The organism is Cycloclasticus pugetii PS-1 (genome assembly GCF_000384415.1).
Classification (GTDB): Bacteria; Pseudomonadota; Gammaproteobacteria; order Methylococcales; family Cycloclasticaceae; genus Cycloclasticus; species Cycloclasticus pugetii.
Window position 1 is genome coordinate 1,045,437 of the sequence record NZ_ARVU01000001.1, and the last position, 23,192, is coordinate 1,068,628.

Here is a 23,192-nt window from a genome sequence, read left to right on the forward strand (position 1 = left end):
ATGCACCCAACGTTAGCTAAGCTAGTGGATACAAACTTCCCTGCGATAACACGAACTAAACTTCACACGTTACAAGTAAACATGGGGTATTTGTGTAACCAGTCCTGCTTACACTGTCATGTTAATGCTGGTCCGACACGTAAAGAAATAATGGCGAAAGAAACTATCGATCAAGTCTTTAATTTTATAGATCAGCAGGCTATTAAAACACTCGATTTGACCGGCGGTGCGCCAGAAATGAACCCTTGTTTTCAATATGTCGTTATAGAAGCGAGAAATAGAGGAGTGGAGGTCATTGATCGCTGCAATTTAACGATTCTTGAAGAACCGGGTTATGAATATTTGGCTGATTTTTTAGCATCTAATAAAGTACAAATTGTTGCCTCCCTACCATGCTACTCCAGTGATAATGTAGATGCACAACGTGGTAAGGGGGTCTTTGAAAAGAGTATCACTGCGTTAAAAAAACTAAATACCCTCGGTTATGGGGAAGCATTAGAACTAAACCTTGTATATAACCCACAGGGTACTCAATTGCCGCCAGATCAGTCGGCTCTTGAAGCGGATTATAAAGACCATTTATTTGAACACTTCGGCATTGTGTTTACGCGTTTGTTCACGATAACAAATATGCCCATTAAGCGGTTTGGTAGTTGGCTGATTTCAACAGGTCAGTTTGACGAATATATGAACGTACTTAAAACGGCGCACCAAGCGGTTAACCTTGATCAAGTGATGTGTAAAAGTACTTTAAGTGTTGATTGGGCAGGTTATGTGTACGATTGCGATTTTAATCAAATGCTAGGCTTGCCTGCTGGCCAGCTTAAATCAAAGAGGCATATTAGCGAGTGTTTAGGGCTTGATTTTGAATCACAAGCCATTACGGTAGCCGATCATTGTTATGGTTGCACGGCGGGTAGTGGTTCAAGCTGTGGTGGCGCCTTGAAGCAGTGATTATAAAATATCCTATAGAAGGGGCTGTTATTAATGCCTGAGCTATCTATTATTATTCCCACGCTGAATGAGGAGACGGCCTTACCGGTAACGCTGGCATCGTTACAATCGCTTAGAAGGGAAGGTGTCGAAATTATAGTGGTAGATGGCGGCAGCACCGATAAGACGGTCTGCTGCACAGAAGGCCTTGTTGAACAGCTGGTGGTCTCTTCAGCAGGACGTGCGGTGCAACTTAATAAAGGTGCACAAGTAGCACGTGGAAAGGTATTGCTTTTTTTACATGCAGATACCCTGCTAGCAGACAGGGCCATTAAAAAACTATTAAAGCAACCGAAACAGCCAACTCTTTGTTGGGGACGTTTTAAGGTCAAGTTGGACGATACAGCAATTGTTTTTCGAATAATTGAAACGATGATGAATTGGCGCTCTTGTTTGACCGGTATCGTAACAGGGGACCATGCAATGTTTGTTTCAAAGCACTTGTTTGAACAGGTAGGCGGCTACCCGTGCATTGAGCTTATGGAAGATATTGCAATAAGCAAAAAACTAAAAAAAGTTTCAAAGCCGATATGCCTTAAAGAAACTGTTACCACATCCTGCCGGCGTTGGCAGGTTAATGGGGTCGTGAAAACAGTCCTGTTAATGTGGTCTTTAAGGTGGGCATATTTTTTTAATGCGGAACCTAAAGTATTGGCGCAGAAGTACCGCCAAATTAGAATCAAGTAGTACTGTTTTGCGACGAAGTCAGTTTTTCAATTAAGCTTTCTTTTAGCTGATCGATGATCTCGGAATCTTCAATCATTTTGTTATCGCTATCGGTAATATAGAAAATATCTTCAGCGGTTGAACCTAAGGTGGTAATTTTTGCATTTCGCACGTTAACTTTACAGGCACTAAAGCATTGCCCAATGGTGGATAAAACACCGGGTTGGTCTTGTGTGCGTATTTCTAAAATGGTGTAGCGTTTTTGATAATCACTTTTAAAGCTGATAGTCGTTTTAATGTTGAAGTGTTGAGATTGGCGAGGCCTATGCCTATCAACCGATAAAACTGATTGGTCTGGCGCTATTAAATTAGCACGTAAGACGTTGACGATAGATTGTTCACGAGTAAGGTCGGGAATAGGGCTGCCGTTATCCTCTAAAACATGGAAACTAATCAATGCGAGGTCTTCATTAGTGGTAATGATTCGAGCATCTAAAATATTAAGGCCAAGCTGATCGAGCGTTGCTGTGCAGATAGCAAATGTGCCAGCGCGATCATCTACGTAAATAAAAATTTCTGCGCCACCGCGATGTGTTTGTGGGCGTAGTAAGACCAGTGGCATCTCTTCTTGACGACAAGATGATATGGCCAATGTGTGCCAAATACTATCTTCAACAGAAAACCGTGAAAAATAATCCTTACTGATCGTTCGCCATACTCGATCAATTTTATCATCACTTAAGCCACGGATATTAAGGCCTTGTCTAGCCTGATACTGCATGTCTTTGATTTCGTCACTTAATTCATCAGTGACCGTTTGTAATCCGCGACGTAAAAGTTGCTGAGTGTTGTTGTAGAGTTCTTTTAATAACGAGCCTTTCCAGTCGTTCCACAGCGTTGGGTTTGTTGCTCTAATATCTGCAACGGTTAGTAGGTAGAGGTAATCAAGGTACTCAAGACTGCCAATTTTAGAGGCAAATTTATGAATAACAGCGGGGTCATTAATATCCTTACGCTGCGCGGTCATTGACATGATTAGGTGGTTTTGAACCAGCCAACCGACAAGGTTGGTGTCATAAGAATTGTAGCCATGCTGGCGGCAAAATTCGATGGCATCATGCATGCCAAGTTCTGCATGGTTGCCGCCGCGGCCTTTAGCAATATCATGAAATAAGCCAGCTAAATAAAGTAACTCAGGTTTGCGAATTTCTTGAAAGACATCGAAACAATGCGGCAGGTCGTCACGGTGCTTTTCTAAGGCAAACCGTCTTAGGTTTCTAACAATAAATAGGGTGTGCTGATCAACGGTATAGGCATGAAATAAGTCATACTGCATACGCCCGATAATATCGTCAAAGGCTGGAATATAAGCCGCTAATAAACCGTAGCGATTCATCCGACGAAATTGATGGGTGATGCCATGCGGTTGGCGAAGAATATCTAAAAATAAACGTTTAGCTCGAGGGTTTGCCCTGAACTCATCATCAACCAGGTGTAAAGACTCGCGTATTAAGCGGATAGTTGCTGATCTGATCCCCTTTACATCTTCATGTTTTTGTAATTGAAGGATAATATCGAGTAGAGCAGTAGGTGTTGTTTTAAAGGTATCTGGATGCGTCACCTCGATATAATCATTAATGATCCTAAAAGATTCATTGATAGGGGTCACATCCATGACTTTATTTTCTAAAGCCTCATTAAATATTTGCAAGACCAGTTCATTAATGCGCTCAAGGTCCATCACAGTACGGTAGTACAACTGCATAAATGATTCGACAGCAAGGTTGTTATCGCCATCTTCAAAACCAAAGGCTAAGGCAAGGTTTTTTTGATAATCAAATAGCAGGCGGTTTTCAGGTCGATTCGCTAAAAGGTGTAATTCGAAACGGACTTTCCAAAGAAAGCGTTGCCCTTTTACCAGTGAGCGATACTCATTTTTAGTAAGAAACGCATGATTTACCAATTCACCAAGTGAATTGGAACCAAAATAACGCTGGGTAATCCATTGAATCGTTTGAATGTCTCGTAACCCACCTGGCCCTTCTTTCATATCAGGTTCTAGGTTGTATGCGGTATTGCCAAACTTCAAGTGTCTGTTGTGTTGTTCTGCTACTTTTTCGCGAAAAAATGCAACCGGCGACCAAAGATTATCGATACTGATCTGATCTTGCATGTCAGAAAAGAAAGCCTCTGAACCTGTGATGAGGCGAGCTTCCATAAGGTTTGTAATAACCGTAATATCTAACTTAGATTGTTCTAGGCAGTCTGAAATTGTTCGTACACTTAGACCCGGCTTAAGACCAATATCCCATAGGAATGTCGAGAACGATTCGAGTTCTGTTTTGTAATTGTCGAGCTCGGATTCATCAAAGATAATGAGTAAATCAATATCGGAAAAAGGGTGCAGTTCCGCGCGGCCATAACCACCGGTGGCAATTAAGGCCAGTTGGTTAGAATAGGGACCTAATATTTCATTCCAATAGTTGGTAAGTAATTGATCGATAAAATCACTACGAGCTTTTAGAAGTGTTTCTACCGTTTCACCAGACTTAGCGCGTGTATGTAATTCATTATTAAAGGCTTGAATTAGCGCTTTAATATCAGCAATTTTATGCGCGGCTGGTTCATTTTCAGTAGGAAGAGATGTCATGATTTATATAACTCTGGTGGAATATGGGTTGCTTCAATGGCCTCGTTATCTCGAACGGTAAAAATTTCAAACCCATTGGATGTGACCGTTAAGGTGTGTTCAAACTGTGCGGATAGGCTGCGGTCTTTAGTAACCACGGTCCAATCATCTGCCAGTGTTTTTACATTCCTTTTGCCAGCATTAATCATCGGTTCTATAGTAAAGGTCATGCCCTCTTCTAGTGTGGTACCGGTATTAGGTTCGCCGTAATGTAAAACTTGGGGCTCTTCATGAAAAACGCGCCCAATACCATGACCACAATACTCTCGAACAATAGAGTAACGCCTGCTTTCTGCAAATTTTTGAATAGCATGGCCAATATCACCAAGTCTTGCGCCGGGCTTAACCATGCTAATCCCTAGGTATAAAGCTTTTTGTGTGGTATCGATAAGACGCTTGGCTAAAATGCTTGGTTCACCAACAACGAACATTTCACTGGTATCACCATGGAACTCATCTTTAATAACGGTGATATCAATATTGACGATATCTCCTTTTTTAAGTTTTTTATGGTTGGGGATACCGTGGCAAACAGTTTGGTTAACCGAGGTGCAGATTGATTTTGGAAAGCCATGGTAATTTAGCGGGGCGGGGATTGTTTTTTGGGTGTTAACCATGAAGTCGTGACAACGTTGGTTAAGCTCCTCTGTAGTGACACCTGGAACAACATATTCCCTGATCATCTCGAGAACTTCAGCAGCTAAACGGCCAGCGACACGCATTTTTTCAATTTCAGGGGGTGTTTTTAAAGTAATACTCATATTTTAATAAATAAAGTGGTTTCAGAATGTCAAACAAGTGACAGATTATAACGCTTAATAGATGAATTTAAGGTTTTTTTACAGCTTAGGCATAACACTAATATTTTAGGTTTAAATTGCTGTTTAGCTCTAGATATGGTATAAAGCGTCGCCACTTTTGGCAACAACGATCACATGCATCAACACATCCGGTAGGGTGCTTGAATTAAATCAGGTTACCGTTTGGGATGCGTGGTAGTTATCAACCCGAGTCATGTCAGATTATCTGGCTGGCTATAACATAAGGAATTAAAAGAAATGTCTAAAATCACAATGCGTGAAATGCTCGAAGCTGGTGTCCATTTTGGTCACCAAACGAGGTACTGGAACCCTAAAATGGCCCCTTACATCTTTGGTGAGCGTGGCAAAATTCATATCATTAACTTAGAGAAAACCTTACCTCTTTTTAATGATGCATTAAATTTCATCAACAAACTAGCAGCAAACAAAGGCACTATCATGTTTGTTGGAACAAAAAAAGCCGCTCGTAAAACAGTTGCAGAAGAAGCAAAACGTTGCAGCATGCCATATGTTGATCACCGTTGGTTAGGTGGTATGTTGACAAACTTCGGTACCATCAAAAAATCAATTAATCGTTTAAAAGAACTTGAAACGATGCGTGAAGACGGTAGCTTGAATCGTTTTAGCAAAAAAGAAGGTTTAAAGTTCATGCGCCAGCTGGAAAAACTAGAGCGCAGTGTTGGCGGTATTAAAGACCTTAAAGGCCCACCCGATGCTATTGTAGTAATGGATGTAGGCTATGAAAAAATCGCAGTTAAAGAAGCGGCTAAATTAGGTATTCCAGTGATTGGTATTGTTGATTCAAACAATAAACCTAATGATGTGGATTATGTAATACCAGGTAACGATGACTCAATCAGAGCCTTAACACTATATTGCCAAAGTTTTGCCGGTGCGATTCTTGAAGGTAAAGCCAGCGTAATTAAAGAATTAGTTGATAATAAAGAAGTGGCTAAATCAGTTTCTAAAAAACCGGCTGTGAAAAAAACAGCGGTAAAAAAAGCAGCAACTGAAGAAGTAAGCAAAGAAGGTTAATCGCTACAGCTTAGAAGACAATGAACGCCTCCTGTTGGGGGCGTTTTTATGATTAATTAATATAGACAGAGGTTTAGAATGAGTGTAACAGCTGCAATGGTCAAAGAATTACGTGAAAGAACGGGTTCTGGCATGATGGAGTGCAAAAAAGCATTAGTAGAAACAGGTGGTGATTTAGAAGTTGCGATTGAAAACATGCGTAAATCAGGCATGGCAAAAGCAGATAAAAAAGCAGGGCGTATTGCTGCTGAAGGTGTTTTAAAGGTTGCAACGTCCGGTGATGGATCAGCAACAACGATTGTTGAAATTAACAGTGAAACTGACTTTGTTTCAAAAGGTGATGATTTTGTTGAGTTTGCTACAGTGGTTGCAAACACGATTGTTAATAATGACGTCGCTGATGTTGAAGCATTAAATAATGCAACGATTGACGGTGAATCTGTGACAGTTGATGAAAAACGACGTGCATTGATTGCTAAAGTTGGTGAAAACATTAATGTTCGACGTTTTCAAACCATTAAGCCTGAATCAGGCGTTGTCGGTTCATATTTGCACGGTATCCGTATTGGGGTGTTGGTTGAATTGGAAGGTGGGTCTGTTGAATTAGCAAAAGATATTGCTATGCATGTTGCTGCGACCAATCCTTTATGTATTTCTGAAGCAGAAGTACCTGCAGAGGCTATTGAAAAGGAAAAAGAAATTTTTAAAGGGCAAGCTGCTGAAAGTGGTAAGCCACCTGAGATTGTTGAAAAAATGATCGTTGGTAAAGTTAAAAAATTCTTAAAAGAAGTCACCTTATTGGGTCAACCATTCGTTAAAGATGGTGATGTTACGGTTGAGCAATTATTAAAATCTAATAATGCTAAAGTCGTATCTTTCGTACGCTTTGAAGTAGGTGAAGGTATCGAGAAGAAAGAAGAAGATTTTGCATCTGAAGTAATGGCTCAAGTACGAGGCGATTAATTTAATGAGCGAGTTGACATATAAACGAATATTGCTAAAACTCAGCGGGGAAGCCTTTATGGGCGACTCCGCTGGTGGTATTGATGGTAATACAGTTTTAAGGCTAGCAGAAGAAGTTAAGCAGCTATGTGACATTGGTGTTCAAGTTGGTCTTGTTATAGGTGGTGGAAATATTTTACGTGGTTCTGAAGTAGCTTCAGATGTTATGAATCGTGTGACCAGTGATCATATGGGTATGTTGGCGACAGTCATTAATGCCTTAGCGATGCAAGATTCATTAGAGTCTCTTGGTCAGGATGTTCGCGTTATGTCAGCGCTTCAAATTAACCAAGTATGCGAAAGCTTTAAACGTAGAAGAGCAGTTAGACATTTTGAGAAAGGCCGCGTGGTTATTTTTGCAGCAGGGACCGGTAATCCATTTTTTACCACTGATTCGGCAGCGAGCCTCAGAGGTATTGAGGTTGAGGCTGAATTGCTGATTAAAGCAACAAAAGTGGATGGCATTTATTCTGATGATCCGGTTAAAAACCCTGATGCCACGCTGTATTCACGTATTAGTTTTGATGAAGCCATTGATCAACGTTTAAATGTTATGGACGCAACAGCATTGGTACTTTGTAGGGATCATAAGTTACCATTAAGGGTCGTTAATATTTTTGATAAAGGTGCTATTAAACGTCTTGTGATGGGTGATGATATTGGCACACTTGTAGAATAACGGTAGAGATAATTATGATTGAAGATATTGTTAAAGATGGAAACCTAAGAATGGGTAAATCCGTTGAGTCTTTTCAAAAAGCATTGACAAAAATTCGTACAGGTCGTGCGCACCCAAGTTTGCTAGAGCATATTGTTGTGTCTTACTACGATGTTGATACACCCTTAAATCAAGTAGCAACAGTTAATATTGAAGACGCTAGAACATTGTCTATTATGCCGTGGGAAGCAGGTATGATTGGCCCAGTTGAAAAGGCTATTATGAAGGCAGATCTCGGGCTTAATCCAGTGACTGCTGGTAATGTCATTCGTGTACCAATGCCACCATTAACAGAAGAAAGGCGTCGCGATCTTGTTAAAGTGGTTCGTGGTGAGGCAGAAGCTGCGAAAGTTGCGATTAGAAACATTCGTCGTGACGCAAACTCTGAGTTTAAAGAGGCGTTAAAAGAAAAGATGATTACTGAAGATGAACTTCGCTCTGGTGAAGAAAAAATTCAGAAAATCACCGATCAGCATGTAAAAGATATTGATAAGCACCTTGAGGTAAAAGAAGCTGACTTGATGTCAATGTAGGCAATGAACCTAACATCGTGTGCTGTCGTGTTTAACCTTGATCTAAGTTTTTACGACGTTGTCAAAAGAGATAAAAAGGATTCTTGTGACTGACAACCAAGTTAAAAAAAATATAAAAAAAAGCCCTAAGCACATTGCCATCATAATGGATGGCAATGGGCGTTGGGCTACCGCTCAGGGTAAACCTCGTACAGCAGGCCATAAAGCGGGCGTTGATGCATTAAGAACCACTATCGAAACGTGCGCTAGCTACGGTGTAGAAGTGTTAACAGTGTTTGCATTTAGCAGCGAAAATTGGCGTCGTCCAGCGAAAGAAGTTAATGTACTGATGGACTTGTTTATGTTGACGCTAAAAACACAAGCAAAACGATTACATAACAATAATATTCGTTTGAAAATAATTGGTGATAAAACCAAACTGTCCCAGTCGTTACAACAAAAAATTATAGATGTTGAGTTATTAACAGCTAAAAATACTGGTTTATTGCTGGTCATTGCAGCAAATTATGGTGGCCAATGGGATATTACGCAGGCAAGCCAATGTATGATGGCACATGCCGTCAGTCAAGACATTCCTTTAACAGACCTGAACATAGAAGACTTTTTATCCACTGCAGCTATACCAGACCCTGATTTATTCATAAGAACAGGTGGTGAACAGCGAATTAGTAATTTTTTACTTTGGCAAATAGCTTATAGTGAACTTTATTTTACAGACACACTTTGGCCAGATTTTGATAAGAATGCTCTTGATGTGGCCATTCAGTATTTCTCTTCTCGTGAGCGTCGGTTCGGACAGACAGGTGAGCAACTTGATGAAGATGGTTAAGGAATGACTAGTCTCGCTAAGAGGCTTCTAACAGCCATAGTATTGATTCCAGCTGTGGTCTGGATTGTAATGTATTCTTCTGAACCATTTTTTATAGGGGTTCTAAGTCTAATTGTTTTGATAGCTGGCTATGAATGGGCTGCTTTAAGTGCTGTAAAAAGCAAGCTATATAAATCTATATTTGCGATAACTGGCTTGCTGTTTTCGTTTGGTTTAACGCTTTTAAATGAACCTTTTTTAAGTGGTTTTTTTTACGCTAGTTTAATATTTTGGTTATTGGCGATCGTGTTGCTGATAACTAAAGCGCAAGATTTACTGGCAAATAAAGTAGCGCGCCCTGTGATGCTTTTAATTGGCTATTTATTGCTTGGTTTAATATTCATATCGCTTTACCAGTTGAGGCTCAATTTTGAACAAGGCCCTGAGCTTTTAATGTACCTATTATTGTTGATGTGGGTTGCTGATAGTGGAGCTTATTTTGCTGGCCGTTCATTTGGGCGTCATAAATTATCACCTCTTATTAGTCCTGGAAAATCTATAGAAGGCGTCATTGGTGGTGCATTAGCTTGTTTATTGTTGGCTTTTTTTGCAGATCAATATTTTGAAATTAACAACGGTACCATGTTTATAAGTGTGTCGGTGTTTGTTGCCTTTGTCTCGGTTTTTGGGGATCTATTTGAAAGCCTTATGAAGCGACGTGTAAACGTTAAAGATAGTGGGGCAATTTTACCGGGTCATGGTGGCGTTCTTGATCGTATTGATAGCCTTATTGCGGCGGCTCCTGTTTATGTTGCTTGTCTGTTAATGACAAAACTGTTCACATGAAAAATGTTTGCTTGCTTGGCTCAACTGGCTCAATTGGAGTTAGTACGCTTGATGTTATAAGACTCAATAAGAATGCTTACAGAGTAGTTGCACTGACAGCTAATAAAAACATTGGGCGGTTATTAGAGCAATGTATAGAATTTAAGCCAACTTATGCAGTGGTTCCAGATGCTGAGCTTGCAGATGCGTTTAGAGGGAAATTGGAACGCTCTGACGCATGTGAAACCCAAGTGTTATCTGGCATGGATTCTTTAGAGTTTGTTGCTAAACATTCAATGACTGATATTGTGGTGGCAGCCATTGTTGGAGCGGTTGGTTTATTGTCAACTTTAGCAGGTGCTAAGGCAGGTAAAACAATTTTACTGGCGAATAAAGAATCTTTAGTTGTATCGGGTGATTTATTGATGTCTGTAGTGAAACAAAATGGTGCCACCTTGCTACCGTTAGACAGCGAACATAATGCTTTATTTCAATGTATGCCCGATGCATACAAGGCTGGGCAACGTGCTGAGGGCGTTAGAAAATTAATTTTAACGGCTTCTGGTGGGCCTTTTTTGAACCTTAATGCCAGTGAGTTGGATAATGTAACGGTCGAGCAGGCTTGTGCACACCCAAACTGGTCAATGGGGCATAAAATCTCTGTTGACTCAGCGACTATGATGAATAAAGGTTTGGAGTTAATTGAAGCGAGTTATTTATTTGATATGCCCGCTGAATTAATAGATGTGCTGATACATCCTCAAAGTATTGTTCATTCGATGATTGATTATGTGGATGGGTCTGTTTTAGCGCAACTTGGAAACCCCGATATGCGCACACCCATAGCACATGCATTAGCATGGCCAAAAAGGCATGAGAGTGGCGTGTCAGCGCTGGATTTTCTAGTGAATAATCAATTAACATTTGAATCAGCCTCATATGAAAAATTCCCTTGCTTACGTTTAGCTTATGAAGCTTTAGATGCTAAAGGAACAGCACCAGCGATCTTAAATGCAGCAAATGAAGTTGCCGTTGAAGCATTTTTGGCAAAAGAATTAGCGTTCACTGGTATTTCCACATTGATTGAGCAGGTGTTGAGTATTACAACAGTGAGCCCTGCTGACTCAATTGAAAGCGTTTTAAGCGCAGATGCACAAGCACGTCAGGTTGCAAAAAATTGTTTGGAGAACGGTTAATGAGCATTATTATTTCAATGGCCTCTTTTATCTTGGCCTTAGGTATTTTGGTTACCGTTCATGAATTCGGCCATTTTTGGGTGGCGCGTAAATGTGGTGTGAAAGTATTACGTTTTTCTGTCGGTTTTGGTAAACCGTTAATTAAATTTAAAAGGAAAAATGACGAGACAGAATATGTCATTGCAAGTATACCGTTAGGCGGTTATGTGAAAATGCTCGATGAGCGTGAAGGAAACGTCGAAGAGAGTGAGAAAAAGCTAGCCTTTAATAATAAACCTCTGCTAAGTCGTTTCCTTATCGTTTTAGCGGGCCCTGTTTTTAATTTGGTGTTTGCCTTCTTGGTTTTTTGGCTAATTCTAACAGTTGGCGAAAGAGGTTTGAAGCCTGTGGTTGGTAAACTAGACCCGGCTGGTGTTGCTATTCATTCAGGTATTGAAGTTGGTGATGAAATTCTTGCTGTCAATGATCGTCCAGCAACTATATGGCGTGTGGCCATTGGCTTAATTGCCAGTGAAATGATTGATAATGGCTCGGTTGATCTCACCGTTGAGACACCTGGTGGACAAACAAAAGACATTCAATTTAACGTCCAATCGGGAGATATTCCTGAGCCAAACGATATTGTTAATAAGCTTGGTATTGAGCCTTTTTTGCCGACATTAAAACCGATGATTGGCAATATTGTTTCTGCTGAGCCAGCTGATTTAGCGGGGTTAAAGAGGGGTGATTTGATTCTGTCTGCCAATAATGAAGAGGTCGATAGTTGGCAACAATGGGTCTCAGTTATTCGTGCAAACCCAGAAAAAAGCATTTCTATAATAGTGCTAAGAAATAATGAGCGCTTAGCATTACGCCTTATTCCGCAAAAAATCATAGAAAATGATAGCCCGATTGGAAGAATTGGTGTGTCCCCATGGGTCGATGAGGTGTCAAATGACTTTTATACTACGTATTCATTGAATGGTTTTTCAGCGATAGTAGAAGCGGCCACTCAAACGGTTCATTATTCAATATTAACTGTTAAGTTAATTGGCAGAATGCTGATTGGAGAGGCATCTGTGCAGAACTTAAGTGGGCCTATTAGTTTGGCTCAATATGCAGGTAAAACGGCCACAATAGGTCTAATACCATTCTTAAAATTTTTGGCATTTGTCAGCGTTAGTTTAGGTGTTATGAATTTATTGCCGATTCCTATGTTAGATGGCGGTCATTTGTTTTTTTACCTCATTGAAGCGGTTAAAGGTAAGCCTGTTTCTGAAAAGGCTCAAGGTCTGTTTATGCGTGTGGGTTTATTTGTCCTACTTTGTATGATGGTGTTGGCCATTTTTATCGACATTGGTCGAATAATTGGTTAAATAAAAATACGTATTGAGTCAATGGATTGTTTTATCTATACTTGCTCGATACGCCTTAAACGAACATAACATTAAAACGCATTGTGATAAAAAAAATCAGAACACTATTTCTTCCAGTTTTTATACTATTTGTTCTATTCAGCTCAAATGTGGCATTTGCAGAAGAACCGGTGCTGGTTAAAGATATACGGGTTAATGGATTGCAGCGGATCACAGCGGGTGCTGTTTTTAATGCGCTAAGTCTGAAAGTAGGTGATCAATTTGAAGAGGAGACATCTGGGGAGATTATCCGAGAACTCTTTGAAATGGGCTTTTTTAGCGATATCAATGTGGACCTGAATGATGACATAGTCATTATTAATGTAAAAGAACGTCCAGCGATTACCAGTATCGAAATTGAAGGCAACGATGATATCGAAAACGAAACATTGCTTGAAGCATTTGGTGATGTTGGTATGGAAGTAGGACGTGTATTTAACCCACTAGTTCTCGATAAAGTTAAAAACGAATTACTTCAGCAATATTACAATAACGGTAAATATTCAGCAGAGGTTAGCAGTAAAGTGACAACACTTGAGCGTAATCGAGTGGCTGTATTAATCAGTGTTGTAGAAGGTTCAGCAGCAAGTATTAAGAAAATTAATATTGTTGGTAATAAGTCTTTTTCAGATGAAGAGATTTTGTCGGTATTTGAGTTAACAGGTCCAACTCTGATTAGTTTTTATACGAATAGTAATCAATACTCAAAACAGAAATTATCGGCTGATTTAGAACGTTTGAACTCATTCTATCAAGATCGTGGTTACATCAATTTTAAAGTTGAATCCACACAGGTCTCAATTAGTCCTGATAAAAATGGAATTTTCATCACTATCAATATCAATGAAGGGAAGGTGCACACAGTTAGTGAAGTAAAACTGGCCGGTGAGTTGATTGTTAATCCTGATAAGTTAATCCCTTACGTGATTGTTCAGCCAACAGATGTTTTTTCTAGGAAAAAAGCAACGCAAACATCAGAATACATTACTACCATTCTTGGGCAGGCGGGCTACTCGTTTGCAAATGTCAATATGATTCCTGAAATTGATAATGAATCATCAACAGTCAAAGTAACGTTTTTTGTTGACCCTGGGAAACGTGTCTATGTTCGACGTGTGTTGATGGAAGGGAATACTAAAACACGTGACGAGGTTCTAAGGCGAGAAGTTAGACAAATGGAAGCGGCATCCATTTCAACCAGAGCGGTTGATCATTCTAAAGCTAGGTTGTCACGATTAGGCCACTTTGATGAAGTGGACGTGGAAACCTTACCCGTTGCTGGTACCAGTGATCAGGTTGATATTAAATACACGGTTAAAGAAAAGTCATCGGGCAATATTTTAGCCGGCGCTGGGTTTTCTCAATCACAAGGAATTGTGTTAAATGCGAGTATTAGTCAAAACAACTTCTTAGGCACTGGTAAGCGGATGAGTGCTAGCTTTAATAATAGCTCAGTTAACACTATTTATAGTTTGGGTTATACCAATCCGTATTACACAGTTGACGGCGTGAGCCGAGGCTATAACATCAGTTATAGAACAACCGACTATGATGAAGCCAACAGCTCAAATTACGAAACTGAAACATTTAATATGGGCGTTAATTTTGGCTTGCCATTAAATGAAAGTGATAAGATTGGTCTAGGTTTGGATCTAGAGTTCACTGATATTCAGTTAGACAATAATCTGTTTTTTGGTGAAATAAATAAATTTATTGTTGAAAATGGTAATTCTTTTACTAACTTAAAAGCTTCTGCTTCATGGGGCACTGATACAAGGAATCGTGCTGTGTTTGCAACGCGAGGTGGGTCAAAACGTTTATCTGGCATCATTACAGTACCGGGTTCCGATCTTGAGTTTTATAAGTTGTCATATAATCAAGAGCAATATTTCCCAATCAGTACTAATACAACACTCTATTTGAATGCTGATTTTGGTTATGGTGATTCATATGGCGATGCTGAGAGCTTACCGTTCTTTGAAAATTATTATGCCGGCGGTAAAGGCTCTGTCAGGGGGTTTACAGATAATACACTAGGTCCTCGGGATATTTTTGACGATCCAATTGGCGGCAGTGTTAAATTAGTGGGTAATGCAGAATTCATCTTTCCTGTACCCTTTATGCCAGATAATAAAAGCGTCAGAATGAGTACTTTTGTTGATGCTGGTAATGTTTATGATGATGAGATAGACGTAGGTGAGTTACGTTACTCTGTTGGTGTGTCAGCAAAATGGTTGTCTCCATTTGGCGCATTATCCTTCAGTTTAGCAATGCCTATTAATGATGGAGAAGATGATGAGGTGCAAACATTCCAATTTGCCTTTGGCTCAGGGATATAAAATCGGCTAAAACCGAGGCTACAGGCACCACTTCAACTTAACGAAATATACCTTGATGGGTATTGATAATAGTAATGTAAACAGTAGGAGAACACATTGAAACTTTTTAACCAGATCTTAATTGCTAGCATATTAACAGTAGGACTTCTAAGTACCGCGCAAGCTGCCGACATCAAAATTGGCTTTGTTAACGTAGCTAGGATTTTAGAAAAAGCACCTCAGGCAGAAAAAGCAAAGGTGGCTTTGGAAAAAGAATTTTCTCCAAGAAATAAACGCTTATTAGCGAGTCAAAAGGAAATCAAAAAACTAGATGAAAAACTTGCTCGTGATGCCAAATTAATGAGTGAGTCTGAAACACGACGCTTACAGCGTGATGTGCTAGAAAAGAAGCGTGCACTCAATCGTGACCAAGAAGAGTTTAGAGAAGACTTTAATTTAAGACGTAACGAAGAGTTAGCCAAGTTACAAAAATTGGTTTTCGAAGCAATTAAAGGGCTTTCAGAAGCTGAAAAATATGATTTAGTGCTTCATGATGGTGTTGTTTTTGCGAGTGGCGCAGTTGATATAACCAATAAAGTTCAAAACCGTCTATCTACTGGTAAATAGCGTTAACCAAAATGGCTGTTGATTAATGCTGACTTTACAAGAATTAGCGGTCGCTATTGATGCTGATTTAATCGGTGACCCAAACTATCAAATCAGTAGTTGTGCTACGCTTGAATCAGCTAGGTCTGATCAGCTATCGTTTATCTATAATAAAAAGTACATTACAGATTTACAGACAACCAATGCGGGCGTTGTTATCTTATCCGATGCTTTTTTAGCAGGATATGATGGCAATGCATTGATTGTTAAAAACCCATATTTAGCGTACGCAAAAGCAGCAAATGTGATTCATGCCGCCCCTCCAAGATTGGGCAGTATTCATGCTTCGGTTGTAATTGGTGATAATGCAAATATTGCTGAGGATTGCGTGTTGGCTCCTCATGTTGTCATTGGTGATGATGTCACCATTGGTAAAGGTTGTTATATAGGGCCTGGATGCGTCATTGCCAATAAAGTAGTGATTGGTAATAATCTTAAGTTAGTCGCCAATGTAAGTCTTGGAGAAGAGACGAAAATAGGCGATAACGTTACGATTCACCCAAGTACTGTGATAGGTAGTGATGGCTTTGGCTATGCACCATACAATGATAAAAAAGGTTGGTGTAAAATACCTCAACTTGGACATGTTGTTATTGGTAATGATGTTGAAATAGGGTCTAATACGTCGATTGATTGTGGTGCTTTAGATAATACAGTTATTGGTGATGGCGTTAAAATTGATAACCAAGTACAGATAGCACATAACGTTGTGATTGGTGACCATACAGCTATAGCCGCTTGTACTGGTATAGCCGGTAGTACGAAAATTGGAAAATATTGCACATTTGCTGGTGGTGTTGGCCTAGTAGGGCATATATCGATAACAGATGGTGTGCATGTAACCGGCATGACAATGGTTACGCATTCAATTAATGAAGCCGGTGTTTATTCATCAGGTACACCGTTTCAAAAAAATACAGATTGGCTTAAGAATGCAGTTCGCTTTAAGCAACTTGATAAATTAACCAAAAAAATCAATTATTTAATAAAGTTAAAAAAGGAAAATTAATGTCGCTTGATGATGTAAGAAAAGTAATGGAATTCTTGCCACACCGTTATCCTTTTTTAATGATTGATAGAGTTGTTGAGTATGAGGCCGGCGAAAGGTTGTTAGCCGTTAAGAATGTCACTTACAACGAACCCCAGTTTACCGGTCATTTCCCACATAACCCGATTATGCCAGGCGTATTGGTTATTGAAGCATTGGCACAAGCAACGGGTCTGTTGTCGATGAAAACATTAACAGATCGTGGTGAAGACTTTGGCGAATACTACTTGGTAGGTATCGATAAAGCGCGTTTTAAACGGTCTGTTGTACCCGGCGACCAATTAATGATAGAAGCGGTTTTCAAAAAGAATAAACGAAATATTTGGTCCTTTTCAGCGTCCGCAACAGTCGATGGAGAATTGGTTGTGTCTGCTGAGATTATGTGTGCCTCAAAGGAGTCGACTAAATGATTCACCAAACGGCTATTATCGACCCAACAGCGTCTATAGGTGAGAATGTAAAAATTGGTCCTTATACGGTTATCGGAGCGAATGTTTCGATAGGCACTGGAACGGTTGTTTCTTCTCACGTTACGATTAATGGAACAACAACAATAGGCAAAAACAATCGAATTTATCAGTTTTCGTCTATTGGTGAAGACCCTCAAGATAAGAAGTATGCTGGTGAAGAGTCATTCTTAGAAATTGGTGATAATAACGAAATCCGCGAATTCACAACAATTCACAGAGGCACAACACAGGATAAAAATATTACGAAAATTGGTAGTAATAATTTATTCATGGCCTATACACATGTTGCTCATGACTGTGTGATTGCCGACGATGTTATTCTTGCTAATGCTGCTTCATTAGGTGGTCATGTACATATTGGCAATAATGCTATCTTGGGCGGTTTCTCCATCGTCCATCAGTTTTGTCATTTGGGTGATCATTGTTTTTCAGCTATGGGTAGCGCGATTACAAAAGATGTGCCGCCTTTTGTAATGGTTGGTGGTCGACCTACCAAACCTCATGGGATCAATACGGTTGGATTAGATAGGCGTGGCTTTTCAGCGGACACTATTTTGCAGGTTAAACGAGCCTATAAATTGCTTTATAAATCAGGCTTAAAGTTAGCTGATGCTAAAGCAGAATTAGTCAATGTTGTAAAAGATCACCCCGAGTTAACCATCATGTTGGATTTTTTAGAGAATTCTAGCCGCAGTATTTTACGATAGTTAGACAGGTAAGCTTCATAAGGATTACCGTGCGTTTACTATGATGCCCACAATTATTGATAAACCTATAAAAGTTATGCTGGTTGCCGGTGAGCACTCTGGTGATATTTTGGGTGCTGGTCTAATAAAACGATTGAAAGAAAGGTACCCTAATGCAACGTTTTCCGGTATTGGTGGACCAAGAATGTTAGCTGAAGGTTTTCAATCGTATTATCCGATGTCTAAATTATCTGTTTTTGGCTTATTTGAAGTGATAAAACATTTACCGGAATTACTGGGGATTAGAAAGCACTTAAAAAAAATCATAATCAGTGAGAACCCAGATGTTTTTATTGGGATAGATGCGCCCGATTTTAATCTAAAACTAGAACGCGAGCTCTATAAAAAAGGAATTAAAACAGTTCATTATGTCAGCCCAACCGTTTGGGCATGGCGGCCAAAACGAATTAAGAAACTAATTGGTTCGTTAAATGCCTTGTTATGTATTTTTCCTTTTGAAGAAACTTATTTTAAAGATACTGCTGTCCCAGCTTATTTTATAGGGCACCCATTAGCCGATAAGCATCAACATCCTATCAATACACAGGCGGCTAGACAGTCTTTAGGATTACACAGTGAACAACCGGTATTAACAATAATGCCCGGTAGCAGGCTTGGTGAGCTTGAACGACATAGTTTTTTATTTTTACAGACCGCCTATAATTGCTCAAATAATATTTCTGGACTCAAAATTTTAGTACCAATGCCAGATCAAGTGGTTGCAGATAAATTTGAAGAATATTATAGAGCGTCGGGGTTGACGCTCGATTTAGAGATAAAAGTAAGGGCGACTACGGAAATGATTGCAGCTGCCAATATGGTGTTAGTGGCTTCTGGTACAGCAACGCTTGAGGTGATGTTGTTTAAAAAACCGATGGTGGTTGCCTACAAATTATCAGCACTAACTGCATGGGTCATTAAAACATTCGATTTACTAAAAGCACCCTTCGTATCGATGCCAAACTTAATAGCAGGCAAAGAATTGGTTAAAGAATATTTACAAGATGACATTAAAGTCGCTACGTTAACTGAAGAATTGGTTAGTTTTTACCAAGATAAAGATAAGACTCAAACTATAGTGAATGAATTTAATAAAATGAAAATAAAATTGACACGTCAGGCTGATATTCAAGCTGCAAACATTGTGTCAGGCGTTATTAATGGTGATGTTTCATTTTGAACAAGGTGGTTGTTGGCTTAGATGAGGTAGGTAGAGGCTGTATTGCAGGGCCTGTTGTTGCAGCGGCTGTCATTCTGGATGATGAAAAACCAATTGATGGCCTGATGGATTCAAAAAAGTTGACAAAAAAGAGACGAGAGGTGCTTGCACAACAGATCATCGAGTCTGCTAAAGCATGGTCAATTGGTCGAGCAGAGGTGGCTGAAATTGATGAAATTAATATTTTACAGGCAAGTTTATTAGCCATGAAACGGGCATTTGATGGCTTGGATATTAAGGCAGGTTATGCCAAAGTTGATGGGACATTCTATCCAGATATTGATCTGCCGGGTGAATGTATCAAAGGCGGTGATAACCTTGTGGCTGAAATCTCCGCGGCTTCGATTATCGCAAAAGTGTATAGAGATGAGCAGATGGCCCTGCTTGATGTGTTATATCCCGGTTATGGCCTATCAAAACATGCCGGTTACCCGACCCCTGATCATAAAATGAAACTTGCCCAGCAGGGTGTTATTTCGATTTACCGACAATCATTTTCCCCAGTGAGAAAATTATTACCATGAGTGAGGCCATCAAGTTTATCCACCTTAGGAACCATACCGAATATTCATTGGTAGATGGCATTATTCGTGTAAAACCATTGGTCAAACGTGTAGCTGAACTAGCTATGCCAGCTATCGGGGTGACCGATCAGTCTAATTTATTTGCCACGGTAAAGTTTTATCGTGCTGCCTTAGCTGCTGGCATCAAACCTATTATTGGGGCGGATGTACAGATAAGAGATTCGGTGGGGCAAAAAAAGCCATATATCATCACCTTACTGGCCCAAAACCAACAAGGTTATTTAGCACTGTGTGAATTAATTTCTGAGGCGTATCTTAATGGTCAAGATAAAGGTGTTGCCTATCTAACCAGTAAAAAAATACTGGAGAAAAATGAAGGTTTAATTGCCTTATCTGGCTGTTTGGACGGGTTGTTCTCAACATCGCTTCAGTCAAATGATACAGAGCAAGCAGATACTATGTTATCTACTTGGTTGCAGGTTTTTAAGGATCGTTTTTACATAGAGCTTCAACGTATTGGTCGATCAGGTGAAGAGGGGTTAAATAACCAGTTATTAGCCTTAGCTAGTAAGCATCATGCACCTATAGTGGCTACTAATAGTGCATGCTTTTTAAAACCAGAGGAGTTTGATGCGCATGAGGCGCGAGTCTGCATTAATCAAGGGCGTGTATTATCTGATACTAGGCGGGTCAAAACGCATACCGAACAGCAGTATTTAAAAAGTCAGGAAGACATGTTGGCGCTTTTTTCTGATTTACCTGAAGCGCTTGAAAATACAGTAGAGATTGCAAAACGTTGCAATGTTGAACTTAGTTTAGGGGAGAACTTTTTACCTGACTTTCCCGTTCCAGAAGGTATGACCATAGATGAATATTTCGCAGATTTATCACAAAAAGGGTTAGAGAAACGAATTCAAGAAACTTCTCATCGAATTAAGTTTGATGATGAAAAAAGGGCCCAGTATCAAGCCAGATTAAAGCGCGAATTAGACGTTATTTGTCAGATGGGCTTTCCTGGTTATTTTTTAATTGTTGCTGATTTTATTCAATGGGCAAAAGATAATGGCGTACCCGTTGGCCCGGGTCGTGGTTCTGGTGCTGGTTCTATTATTGCGTATGCATTAAGAATTACTGACCTAGACCCGCTAGAGTTTGATTTACTGTTTGAGCGATTTTTAAATCCTGAACGTGTGTCAATGCCTGACTTTGATGTGGATTTTTGTATGGATGGGCGTGATCGGGTGATCGATTATGTCGGTGAGAAATACGGACGAGATAAAGTGTCGCAAATTATTACCTACGGGAGTATGGCTGCGAAAGCTGTTATACGTGATGTGGGGCGTGTATTAGGCCATCCTTATGGTTTTGTAGATCGTTTAGCAAAAGCAATCCCCTTTGAAATTGGTATGACCTTAACAAAGGCACTTGATGAAAGCCCTGATCTATTGAACGCATATAAAGAATCAGACGAGGTTCGTGAGCTAATAGACTTAGCTCTAATGCTTGAAGGGGTGGCAAGAAACGCGGGTAAACATGCGGGTGGTGTTGTCATCGCTCCGAGTAAGTTAACTGATTTTTCACCCTTATATTGCGAGGAAGGTGGTGCAAACCTGGTGACGCAGTTTGATAAAGACGATATCGAAGCTGTTGGTTTAGTTAAGTTCGACTTTTTGGGGTTACGAACATTAACAATTATTGACTGGGCCTTACAAAATATAAATCAACGCTTAGCCGCAAAGGGCGAAAAGGCCGTTAATATTGACCTGTTACCTCGCGATGATGAATTAACGTACGAGTTATTAAAAAATTACGCAACAACAGCTGTTTTTCAGCTTGAGTCTAGGGGCATGAAAGACTTGATTCGTCGTCTGCGCCCTGACACCTTTGAAGATATTATTGCTCTAGTGGCTCTCTTTAGACCAGGGCCATTGCAGTCTGGCATGGTGGATGATTACATTAATGTTAAGCATGGTCGCAAAAAAGCAGAATATCCGCACCCAACCTTGATACCAATTTTAGAGCCAACTAATGGGGTTATTTTATATCAAGAACAAGTGATGCAAATTGCTCAGGATTTAGCTGGCTATAGTCTTGGCTCAGCTGACTTGCTGCGTCGAGCGATGGGCAAGAAAAAGCCCGAAGAAATGGCCAAGCAGCGTGAGATGTTTACCACAGGAGCGGTTGCTAATAATGTCGAAGAAAGTGTAGCGACCTATATTTTTGACTTAATGGAAAAATTTGCAGGCTACGGGTTCAATAAATCTCACTCCGCTGCGTATGCATTAATTGCCTACCAAACCGCTTGGTTAAAAGCGCACTACCCATCAGAATTTATGGCCGCAGTGTTGTCTTCAGATATGGACAATACCGATAAAGTTGTTTTGTTCATCGATGAATGTCGTGATATGGGGCTCAATATTCTTCCGCCTGATGTTAATAGCTCTTACTATCGATTTACGACAAATGAAGAAGGCGACATTATCTATGGCTTAGGGGCGCTTAAAGGTGTCGGTGAAGGAGCTATTGAATCAATTATTCAACAAAGAGAACTTAACGGCCCTTATTCTAGTCATGAAGACCTTGCCAATCGTATAGATTTAAGAAAGGCAAATCGTCGTGTGCAAGAAGCTCTTATCAGAGCGGGTGCATTAGATTGTTTTGACACAAACCGTGCACAGCTGATGCAGCAATTAACGAATGTACTTCAAGTGGCTGAGCAGCAGGGGAAAAGTGCGATGGCTGGGCAAAATGATTTGTTCGGCGTAAGCCTTGTTGAAACAACTCAAAAATCTAATGCTGTTCGTGTAAAAGCTTGGAGCGAGCATGAGCGCCTTAAACATGAAAAGACAATACTTGGACTGTATTTAACCGGGCACCCATTTGATACAGTTCGAGATGAAATGAGCAATATTGTTTCAGGAAAATTGGCAGCCTTACATGATATGGAGTTAAGCTCCCCGGGGGGAGGCCAGTATCGGCGTGCAAAAGGAAAACCGATTACCGTCTCTGGTTTGGTGTTAAATATCCGTACACGTCCAACAAAAAGTGGTGCTAAAATTGCCACCATTATTTTAGATGATGGAAGCGCTCGCATGGAGGCTGTGGCCTATAGTGAGGTTTTTGAGACCTATAGCGAACAATTACAGGTCGAGCAAATTGTTGTTATTGAAGGCAGTATCTCTTTTGATGACTTTGCCGGGCAAAATAGAATTAGCATTGAGTCAGTGATGACAGTTGAGCAAGCACGTAAACGGTTCATAAAAGATGTATTGATAGAGTTAGACGCTGATGTTCTAAAACAAGACAATAAAATTAATCAATTACATACTGTTTTAAGTAAATACCGTGGTGGTGATTGCCCGGTTAAAATAAAATTGATGCTACCCGGTGCTTCATCCGCGCTTTTATTGCCGGATGAATGGAATATTAAACCTGAAGATGCATTGTTGACAGATTTACATAATGCATTGCCAGAACAACAAGGCTTTATTCGATATTGAATTTTGCTGGCTGAATTCATC

20 protein-coding genes are annotated in these 23,192 nt (G+C 40.0%); 18 read left to right on the forward strand and 2 right to left on the reverse strand.

Annotation, left to right across the window (positions count from 1 at the left end):
- Both arsS and CYCPU_RS0105045 read left to right on the forward strand, forming a co-directional pair.
- Positions 1–954 (forward strand): arsenosugar biosynthesis radical SAM (seleno)protein ArsS, encoded by a 954-nt coding sequence (arsS, locus tag CYCPU_RS0105040; RefSeq protein ID WP_020162107.1) that lies wholly within the window; start codon positions 1–3, stop codon positions 952–954.
- A gap of 33 nt (positions 955–987) precedes the next feature.
- The gene (locus CYCPU_RS0105045) at positions 988–1,680 is read left to right on the forward strand and encodes a TIGR04283 family arsenosugar biosynthesis glycosyltransferase (protein ID WP_020162108.1); all 693 of its coding nucleotides are present in this window, start codon (positions 988–990) and stop codon (positions 1,678–1,680) included.
- On the opposite strand, the gene glnD is transcribed toward CYCPU_RS0105045, so the two are convergent.
- Positions 1,673–4,309 carry a [protein-PII] uridylyltransferase gene (gene glnD / locus CYCPU_RS0105050; RefSeq protein ID WP_015005818.1) on the reverse strand — a complete coding sequence of 879 codons (2,637 nt, stop codon included), beginning with the start codon at positions 4,307–4,309 and terminating at the stop codon, positions 1,673–1,675. The genes CYCPU_RS0105045 and glnD overlap by 8 nt on opposite strands.
- Positions 4,306–5,109: a type I methionyl aminopeptidase gene (gene map / locus CYCPU_RS0105055; RefSeq protein ID WP_015005819.1), complete on the reverse strand. Its 804-nt coding sequence runs from the start codon at positions 5,107–5,109 to the stop codon at positions 4,306–4,308. The genes glnD and map overlap by 4 nt, the downstream gene beginning before the upstream one ends.
- A 297-nt stretch (positions 5,110–5,406) precedes the next feature.
- Between map and rpsB the strand changes: the two genes are divergently transcribed.
- From rpsB to dnaE, 16 genes are all read left to right on the forward strand, one after another.
- On the forward strand, positions 5,407–6,204 hold the full coding sequence (gene rpsB, locus CYCPU_RS0105060) for a 30S ribosomal protein S2 (RefSeq protein ID WP_015005820.1): 798 nt from the start codon (positions 5,407–5,409) through the stop codon (positions 6,202–6,204).
- 78 nt (positions 6,205–6,282) lie between these two features.
- A complete protein-coding gene (gene tsf, locus CYCPU_RS0105065) occupies positions 6,283–7,167 on the forward strand; it encodes a translation elongation factor Ts (protein WP_015005821.1) in 885 nt (294 codons plus the stop codon).
- Between the two features lie 4 nt (positions 7,168–7,171).
- Entirely contained in the window at positions 7,172–7,885 is a 714-nt protein-coding gene (gene pyrH / locus CYCPU_RS0105070) for a UMP kinase (protein ID WP_015005822.1), read from the forward strand.
- Between the two features lie 14 nt (positions 7,886–7,899).
- Positions 7,900–8,457 (forward strand): ribosome recycling factor, encoded by a 558-nt coding sequence (gene frr, locus CYCPU_RS0105075; protein WP_015005823.1) that lies wholly within the window; start codon positions 7,900–7,902, stop codon positions 8,455–8,457.
- An 85-nt stretch (positions 8,458–8,542) separates the two neighbouring features.
- Positions 8,543–9,286 carry a polyprenyl diphosphate synthase gene (uppS, locus tag CYCPU_RS0105080; RefSeq protein ID WP_020162109.1) on the forward strand — a complete coding sequence of 248 codons (744 nt, stop codon included), beginning with the start codon at positions 8,543–8,545 and terminating at the stop codon, positions 9,284–9,286.
- A gap of 3 nt (positions 9,287–9,289) precedes the next feature.
- Entirely contained in the window at positions 9,290–10,111 is an 822-nt protein-coding gene (locus tag CYCPU_RS0105085) for a phosphatidate cytidylyltransferase (RefSeq protein ID WP_073024372.1), read from the forward strand.
- A complete protein-coding gene (ispC, locus tag CYCPU_RS0105090) occupies positions 10,108–11,286 on the forward strand; it encodes a 1-deoxy-D-xylulose-5-phosphate reductoisomerase (protein ID WP_020162111.1) in 1,179 nt (392 codons plus the stop codon). The genes CYCPU_RS0105085 and ispC overlap by 4 nt, the downstream gene beginning before the upstream one ends.
- Complete coding sequence (gene rseP, locus CYCPU_RS0105095) at positions 11,286–12,641, forward strand: RIP metalloprotease RseP (RefSeq protein ID WP_020162112.1); 1,356 nt, start codon at positions 11,286–11,288, stop codon at positions 12,639–12,641. The genes ispC and rseP overlap by 1 nt, the downstream gene beginning before the upstream one ends.
- A 149-nt stretch (positions 12,642–12,790) precedes the next feature.
- Positions 12,791–15,019: an outer membrane protein assembly factor BamA gene (gene bamA / locus CYCPU_RS0105100; protein ID WP_015005828.1), complete on the forward strand. Its 2,229-nt coding sequence runs from the start codon at positions 12,791–12,793 to the stop codon at positions 15,017–15,019.
- 96 nt (positions 15,020–15,115) lie between these two features.
- Positions 15,116–15,625, forward strand: coding sequence for an OmpH/Skp family outer membrane protein (locus CYCPU_RS0105105; RefSeq protein ID WP_015005829.1), 510 nt, complete (start codon positions 15,116–15,118; stop codon positions 15,623–15,625).
- 25 nt (positions 15,626–15,650) lie between these two features.
- The gene (gene lpxD, locus CYCPU_RS0105110; protein WP_015005830.1) at positions 15,651–16,673 is read left to right on the forward strand and encodes a UDP-3-O-(3-hydroxymyristoyl)glucosamine N-acyltransferase; all 1,023 of its coding nucleotides are present in this window, start codon (positions 15,651–15,653) and stop codon (positions 16,671–16,673) included.
- Positions 16,673–17,122, forward strand: a complete 450-nt coding sequence (fabZ, locus tag CYCPU_RS0105115) for a 3-hydroxyacyl-ACP dehydratase FabZ (RefSeq protein WP_015005831.1) — start codon at positions 16,673–16,675, stop codon at positions 17,120–17,122. Before lpxD ends, fabZ begins: the two co-directional genes overlap by 1 nt.
- The gene (lpxA, locus tag CYCPU_RS0105120; RefSeq protein ID WP_020162113.1) at positions 17,119–17,889 is read left to right on the forward strand and encodes an acyl-ACP--UDP-N-acetylglucosamine O-acyltransferase; all 771 of its coding nucleotides are present in this window, start codon (positions 17,119–17,121) and stop codon (positions 17,887–17,889) included. The genes fabZ and lpxA overlap by 4 nt, the downstream gene beginning before the upstream one ends.
- A 40-nt stretch (positions 17,890–17,929) precedes the next feature.
- Positions 17,930–19,108, forward strand: coding sequence for a lipid-A-disaccharide synthase (gene lpxB, locus CYCPU_RS0105125; protein WP_016390765.1), 1,179 nt, complete (start codon positions 17,930–17,932; stop codon positions 19,106–19,108).
- Positions 19,105–19,671, forward strand: coding sequence for a ribonuclease HII (gene rnhB, locus CYCPU_RS0105130; RefSeq protein ID WP_016390764.1), 567 nt, complete (start codon positions 19,105–19,107; stop codon positions 19,669–19,671). Before lpxB ends, rnhB begins: the two co-directional genes overlap by 4 nt.
- Complete coding sequence (gene dnaE / locus CYCPU_RS0105135; protein WP_020162114.1) at positions 19,668–23,171, forward strand: DNA polymerase III subunit alpha; 3,504 nt, start codon at positions 19,668–19,670, stop codon at positions 23,169–23,171. Before rnhB ends, dnaE begins: the two co-directional genes overlap by 4 nt.
- Positions 23,172–23,192 lie beyond the last annotated feature (21 nt).